Below are 6469 nucleotides of genomic sequence, written 5' to 3'. Positions count from 1 at the left end.
ACCTGACACGCGGCCTGCAGCAGGCGCTGATCGCCCACGACATAGGCCTTGCGGGCCTGCTGCCAGACCGGCAGATCAGCGCGGCTGTCGCCGATATAGTCGAACCCCCGTGCGCCGAAGCGCGCAACCAGCGCGTCTGCCTTGTGCTGCCCCTTGAGGTTGTGGGTGGCGTCGCTGGCGATGACCGCATCGAACAGCCCGACCCCTTCGGCGATCGCCTTGGCGATGGCGCGATTGGCGGCGGTGACCAGGTAGATGGACCGACCGGCAGCCTTTTCGCGCTGGACGAAGGCCACCACCCGGGAATCGATCGGCAACTGAAGGTCGCCGACGTCGATGCGGTCCGAGACGGCCTGCTTGAACGCCGCCCGGCCACGCCAGAGCGCAGCGGGCAGGGCAATCAGGCCCTGTGGGCGGGCGCGCAGGAACTCGAGCAGTGATTCCTGCAGGCTGTCCGTGCGGATCAGGGTGCCGTCGAGATCGACGGCGAGCACGGGCTTATCGGGGGAGTTTAGAGACCGATTGGGGGGAGTATCGTGTATGAAATTACACTTTGGTGTTTTGGGGGTGTTTTTATCATCCATGCACGCCTCTGATCTGCGTTGGAACGGGTTCGCAGCTTGTTGCCCTGGATCCCAGACCCGTTGATCAAGCAACGTGGACACTATCAGTTTCGGCGCATCAAGTCCACGCGTAGTGGCTGTTAATCTCCTACGAGACTCAGCAGGCTCGCGGCATTGCGTCACCGCAAGGCGTGTACCGACACCATCCGGCGCAGGCCGCGTGGATTCCAGGGAAACGCCGTAATAGTCGGCGCTCCCTGGCTTCGTCCAATTGTTGGGCGCGACGCCCAACCAATCGGTTCTTTTTAGAGCAAGACCTTCTCGACGCCCCCCGCCTTCACCCGCGCCATGAACTGCTGCTGCCAGCCGTCGCCGAGCAGGTGGCGGGCCATCTCGACGACGATGTAGTCGGTGGTCACGCCGGTTTCGTCGGCGTACTTGGCGAGGCCCTGGTGGCAGGCCGGGCAGGCGGTGAGCATTTTCACCTGACCGGGCTCGGCCTTGTCCCGGCCGGTGAGATCGCGCACGCCTTTGGTGATCTCCTCGGACTTCCTGAAGCGCACCTGGTTGGCGATGTCCGGGCGGGCGGTGCCCAGGGTGCCGGCCTCGCCGCAGCAGCGCTCCGAGAGCTGTACCTGCTGGCCCATGAGCTTGCTCGCGACGGATGTGGGCTCATAGGTCTTCATGGGCGTGTGGCAGGGGTCGTGATACATGTACTTCACCCCGGTGACGGCCTCCAGGCTGCGGCCCTTCTCCAGCAGGAACTCATGGATGTCCAGCAGCCGGCAGCCCGGAAAGATCCGCTCGAACTCGTACTTCAGGAGCTGATCCATGCAGGTGCCGCAGGAGACGATGACGGTACGGATGTCGAGATAATTCAGCGTGTTGGCCACGCGGTGGAACAGCACCCGGTTGTCCATGGTGATCTGCTTGCCGCTGTCCTCGAGCCCCGCGGCGCGCTGGGGATAGCCGCAGCAGAGATAACCCGGCGGTAAGACCGTCTGCACGCCCTCGTCGAACAGCATGGCCAGCGTCGCCAGGCCGATGTCGGAGAACAGCCGCTCGGAGCCGCAGCCCGGGAAGTAGAAGACCGCCTCGGCGTCTTCCGCCACCTTGGGATCGCGCAGGATGGGCACCCGCGAGCGGTCCTCCAGCCCCAGTTCGTGGCGGAAGGTGCGCTTGGGGACCTCCACACGGATGGAGCGGCTGACCAGATTCACGGCCTGAGCCACCGGGTTGGGGTCGCCGGTGCTGCTGGCGGGCCGCTGGTTGGGGCCGGTGGTGAGCTTGAGGCCCTTGGCGATGCTGTTGGCGAGATTCATTCCCTGAAAGCCCCATTGCGCCAGGCCCGTGCGCATGACATTGATGGCCCGCGGATTCTGGGTATTGAGAAAGGCCATGGCCGCGGCGGCGCCGGGGCTGGTGCGCTTCTTGCCCCGATCCACCAGGATGCGGCGCATGCGCATGGTGACATCACCGTAGTCGATGTCCACCGGGCAGGGGTTGAGGCACTTGTGGCAGATGGTGCAGTGGTCCGCCACGTCGTTCATCTCTTCGAAGTGGCGCTCCGAGAGCCCGCGCCGGGTCTGCTCCTCGTACAGGAAGGCCTCGATGATGAGCCCGGTGCCGAGGATCTTGTTGCGCGGCGAATAGTCCAGATTGGCGCGCGGCACATGGGTCATGCACTTGGGCTTGCACTTGCCGCAGCGCAGGCAGTTCTTCACGTCATCGTTGAGTGCGCCGAGCTCGGTCTCCTCCAGCAGGATGGCCTCCTGCTGCACCAGCCGCAGCGACGGTGTGTAGGCCCCGTCCAGCCCCGAGTCCTTGGCGAGCTTACCCGGGTTGAAGCGGTTGCCGGGATCGATGCGCTGCTTGTAACGCGCAAAGGCGTTTAGCTTCTCGGGCTCCAGGTAGCCGATCTTGGTAAGCCCGATGCCGTGCTCGCCGGAGATGACGCCGCCGAGCGCGGTGGCCAGCGCCATCACCTGCTCGACGATGCGGTCGGCCTCCTTCAGCATCGCGTAGTTGTCCGAGTGCACCGGGATATTGGTGTGCACATTGCCGTCGCCGGCGTGCATGTGCAGCGCCACGAACAGGCGCGCATCGCGCACTTGTTGGTGGATTTCCGCAAGCTTGGCGCGCACGGGGGCGAGGTCTTGCCCGGCGAAGATCTCATCCAGGCGCTTGGCGACTTCTTTGCGGTAGGTTTGGCGCAGGTCGCGGCGCAGCATCAGGTCCAGAAATGTCTCTGCGCCGTGCGCCAGCTGCCGTTCGGGCTCGCGCAGCAGGTCTGTGTGCTCACGGGCGGGGGCATCCAGCAGCGCCAGCACACGCTGCCAGCGATTGCGCGCCTGCTCGACCACCGCCACCGCCGCCGCACGCTTGGCAGTGAGGATCTGTCGGGCCTCGTCGGAGGCTTCGGAGTCGTAGGTGCCGGCGGGGCGGGCCTCCTCCAGCGGGCCCGCCAGGTAGTCCAGCACCGCCGCCATGATGGCGTCTTTGTTCTTGATGGACTGCTCGATGTTGATGCGCTCGATGCCGCGGCTGTAGGCCGCGAGCTTGTCCAGCGGAATGACGACGTCCTCGTTGATCTTGAAGGCATTGGTGTGCCGGCTGATGGCTGCGGTGCGGGCGCGGTCCAGCCAGAAGCGCTTGCGGGCCTCGGGGCTGACGGCGATGAAGCCCTCGCCGTCGCGGGCATTGGCGAGTCGCACCACTTCCTCGGCGACCGCAGAGACGGCCTCCGCGTCGTCGGCGACCAGATCGGCGATGAGCACCATCTTCGGCAGCTCGCGGCGGTTGGCTTTGGTGGAGTAATTCACCGCCCGGACATAGCGCTCGTCCAGGTGCTCCAGGCCCGCGATCTGCACGTCCGGATGGCCGTCGACGAAGTCCTTGACCTCGACGATGGCGGGCACGGCCCGGTCGAGATCGGTGCCGAAGAATTCCAGGCACACGGTGCGCACCTGGCTCGGCATGCGGTGCAGCACGAAGCGGGCGGAGGTGATGAGCCCGTCGCAGCCCTCCTTCTGCACGCCGGGCAGGCCGGAGAGGAACTTGTCCGTGACGTCTTTGCCCAGGCCGAGCTTGCGAAAGGCCTGACCCGGCATCTCCAGAAGCTCCGGCTTGCCCTTGGGTGTCTCGCCGTCCGCGGCGTAGCGGGAGATGCGAAAGCGCACGGTCTGTGCGTCGTGGATCTTGCCCAGGTTATGGTCCAGGCGCTCCACCTCGAGCCAGTCGGCATCCGGCGTGACCATGCGCCAGGAGACCAGGTTGTCCAGCGCCGTGCCCCAGAGCACGGCCTTCTTGCCGCCGGCATTCATGGCGACGTTGCCGCCGATGCAGGAGGCGTCCTGTGAGGTCGGGTCCACGGCGAAGGCGAGACCGTTGGCGTCCGCCAGCTCCGAGACCCGCTTGGTGACCACGCCGGCGCCGGCGCGCACCGTGGGCACCTGCTGCGGGGCCGCCCGGCCGTCGCTCGCCGGCAGGTGCATGCGCTCGACGCCGGAGAGGGCCTCGAGCTTCTCGGTGTTGATGACGGCGCTGCGCGCATCCAGCGGCACCGCAGAGCCGGTGTAGCCGGTACCGCCGCCGCGGGGGATGATGGGCAGCCCGCAGTCGATGCAGGCGGCGACGATGGGGGCGACTTCTGCTTCGGTGTCCGGTGTGATGACGACGAAGGGCATCTCCACCCGCCAGTCGGTGGCATCCGTGGCGTGGGACACCCGGGCGAGACCGCCGAAGTTGATGTTGTCCGCGCGCGTGATGCCGGCGAGGCGCTGGGTAATGCGCCGACGCAGATCCTTGTCCGCCTCGAAATGGGCCGCGAAGCGCCGCACCGACGCCCGCGCCGCCGCCAGCAGGTCGGCGGCCTTGCGATTGTCGTTCAGGCGCTGCTCGAACTGATCCAGCCGGTACTCCAGGGCCTCCACCAGCATGGCGCGGCGCTTGCGGTCTTCCAGCAGGTCGTCCTGCAGATAGGGGTTGCGCGTGACCACCCACATGTCGCCCAGCACCTCGAACAGCATACGCGCCGAGCGCCCGGTGCGGCGGCTGCCGCGCAGCTCCTCGATGAGCCGCCAGTTGGCCTCCCCCAGGAAACGGATGACGATCTCCCGGTCGGAGAAGGAGGTGTAGTTGTAAGGGATTTCGCGCAGGCGATGGCTGCGGGGGGATGCGTCGGCGTCGGTGTGGGGCGATTCGGCGCCGGGCTGTGGCAAGGTGTCGGCGCGGTTGGCCGCTGCGGTGGAGAGCTGGATCGGGGCTGACATAGGAAACTCTGGCGTTGCTGCGTTGCGTCAATTCTAACGTAGCCAGCCAGAGCACCGGGGCACGGTGCCGGGTCCATGACCGCGCGATGGTGCGGGTTACTCGCACGCGTCCCCACCGCCGGGCAGTTGCCGGGCGGGGCGGCGGGGCCGCGGTGGCGCAGGCGCCGTTGGGCCGCAGCGTTGCGCCGGACTAGTAACGGTTCGGTACGTGGAGCTCGTCCGGCAGGGTCGCGCGGTCGTAGTCCGGGTTGAAGACGCGATCGGGCAGCGCGATGGGCTCGCTCGGGATGTCGTGATAGGGGATCTGATCCAGCAGGTGGTGGATGCAATTGAGGCGGGCGCGCTTCTTGTCGTTGCCTTCGACGATGTACCAGGGGGCCTCCGGGATGTTGGTGCGTGCGAACACGTCCTCCTTGGCCTTGGTGTAGTCCTCCCAGCGCACGCGCGACTGCAGGTCCATGGGGCTCAGCTTCCATTGCTTGAGCGGGTCGTGGATGCGCATCAAAAAGCGCAACTGCTGCTCTTCATCGGTGATGGAGAACCAGTACTTGATGAGCCGGATACCCGAGCGCACCAGCATGCGCTCGAACTCCGGCACGTCCTGGAAGAACTGCTCCACCGCTTCGGCCGAGGCGAAGCCCATCACCCGCTCGACACCGGCGCGGTTGTACCAGGAGCGGTCGAACAGCACGATTTCCCCGCCCGAGGGCAGGTGCGGCACATAGCGTTGGAAGTACCATTGGGTGCGCTCCTTCTCGGAGGGCTTGTTGAGCGCCACCACGCGACAAACACGCGGGTTGAGTCGCTGGGTGATGCGCTTGATGACCCCGCCCTTGCCGGCGGAATCCCGTCCCTCGAAGATCACCAATACCTTCTCGCCGGTTTGCTCCACCCAGTCCTGGAGCTTGATCAGCTCCGCCTGCAGGGTGAGCAGGGCGCGGAAATAGCTCTTGCGATCGATGCTCGGGGGGCGTTTGCGCTTGTAGATCCGGCGCAGCTCCATGGACAGTGCCGGCTCGGAGATCTCGAGCTCGTACTCTTCGTCCAGCGTGTCGTCGAGCTCGGCTTCCAGCCATTCCTTGATATCGGGATGCTCGTCTGCGTGGCTCATGCGGCGTCACCTCAGCGGTTTGAATCGATCAGGGGTTGGTCGGCCCAATCCCAGCGCTTGTCCGAGCCGGGCCCAGCCGCGGTCGTTCAGCGCTGTCTACCAAACCGCCAATGTTAACACTCGCATGCGGTGCAGAAATGACGATTCGGTCGCACTCCGGCAACGCCGTAACAACGCTCCCAGCGGCCCGGTAGGCTGTTTGCGCCGATGCCAGCCGCCACCGGTGGCGCACGCCATGCGCGTCGGTGTGCGCCGCCGCGGCCCACCTCCGGGGATGCTGATCGCGCCAGCGACGTGCGAAAGCGTCGCCCGCCCTCGGGGCGGTATGCGCTGCATCAAGCTTGCGGACAGCCCGGCTCGCATGCATCCTGTTCGATGGTGCGCCGCCCGCGCGCCGTGCTCCACGCGCCATCCAAGCCCTTGCCATACGCCGCCGCCGGGCGCGTTCGGCCGGGTGGCCGCGGGTGATTGCTCACCCGCGGCTCCCACAGATCCGGACGTGCGCGTTAACGCATCCGGCTCCT

At 66.5% G+C, this 6469-nt stretch carries 3 protein-coding genes; all 3 read right to left on the bottom strand.

What is annotated here, in order from left to right:
• On the bottom strand, positions 1 to 494 hold a 494-nt coding region (locus QZ588_RS17460; RefSeq protein ID WP_295544330.1), incomplete at its 3' end, for a haloacid dehalogenase-like hydrolase.
• Positions 495 to 868: 374 nt separating this feature from the next.
• On the bottom strand, positions 869 to 4834 hold the full coding sequence (locus QZ588_RS17455) for a DUF3683 domain-containing protein (protein ID WP_295544328.1): 3966 nt from the start codon (positions 4832 to 4834) through the stop codon (positions 869 to 871).
• Positions 4835 to 5024: 190 nt separating this feature from the next.
• Positions 5025 to 5945 (bottom strand): polyphosphate kinase 2, encoded by a 921-nt coding sequence (ppk2, locus tag QZ588_RS17450; RefSeq protein ID WP_295544326.1) that lies wholly within the window; start codon positions 5943 to 5945, stop codon positions 5025 to 5027.
• Positions 5946 to 6469 lie beyond the last annotated feature (524 nt).

This window comes from uncultured Thiohalocapsa sp. (assembly GCF_913062725.1).
GTDB lineage: Bacteria > Pseudomonadota > Gammaproteobacteria > Chromatiales > Chromatiaceae > Thiohalocapsa.
This window is presented reverse-complemented; position numbering and strand designations above follow the sequence as displayed.

What these genes read in the sequence shown, in the direction of transcription:
- QZ588_RS17455 (WP_295544328.1), bottom strand. Translation starts at nt 4,834, where the DNA reads ATGTCAGCCCCGATCCAGCTCTCCACCGCAGCGGCCAACCGCGCCGAC.
- ppk2 (WP_295544326.1), bottom strand. Translation starts at nt 5,945, where the DNA reads ATGAGCCACGCAGACGAGCATCCCGATATCAAGGAATGGCTGGAAGCC.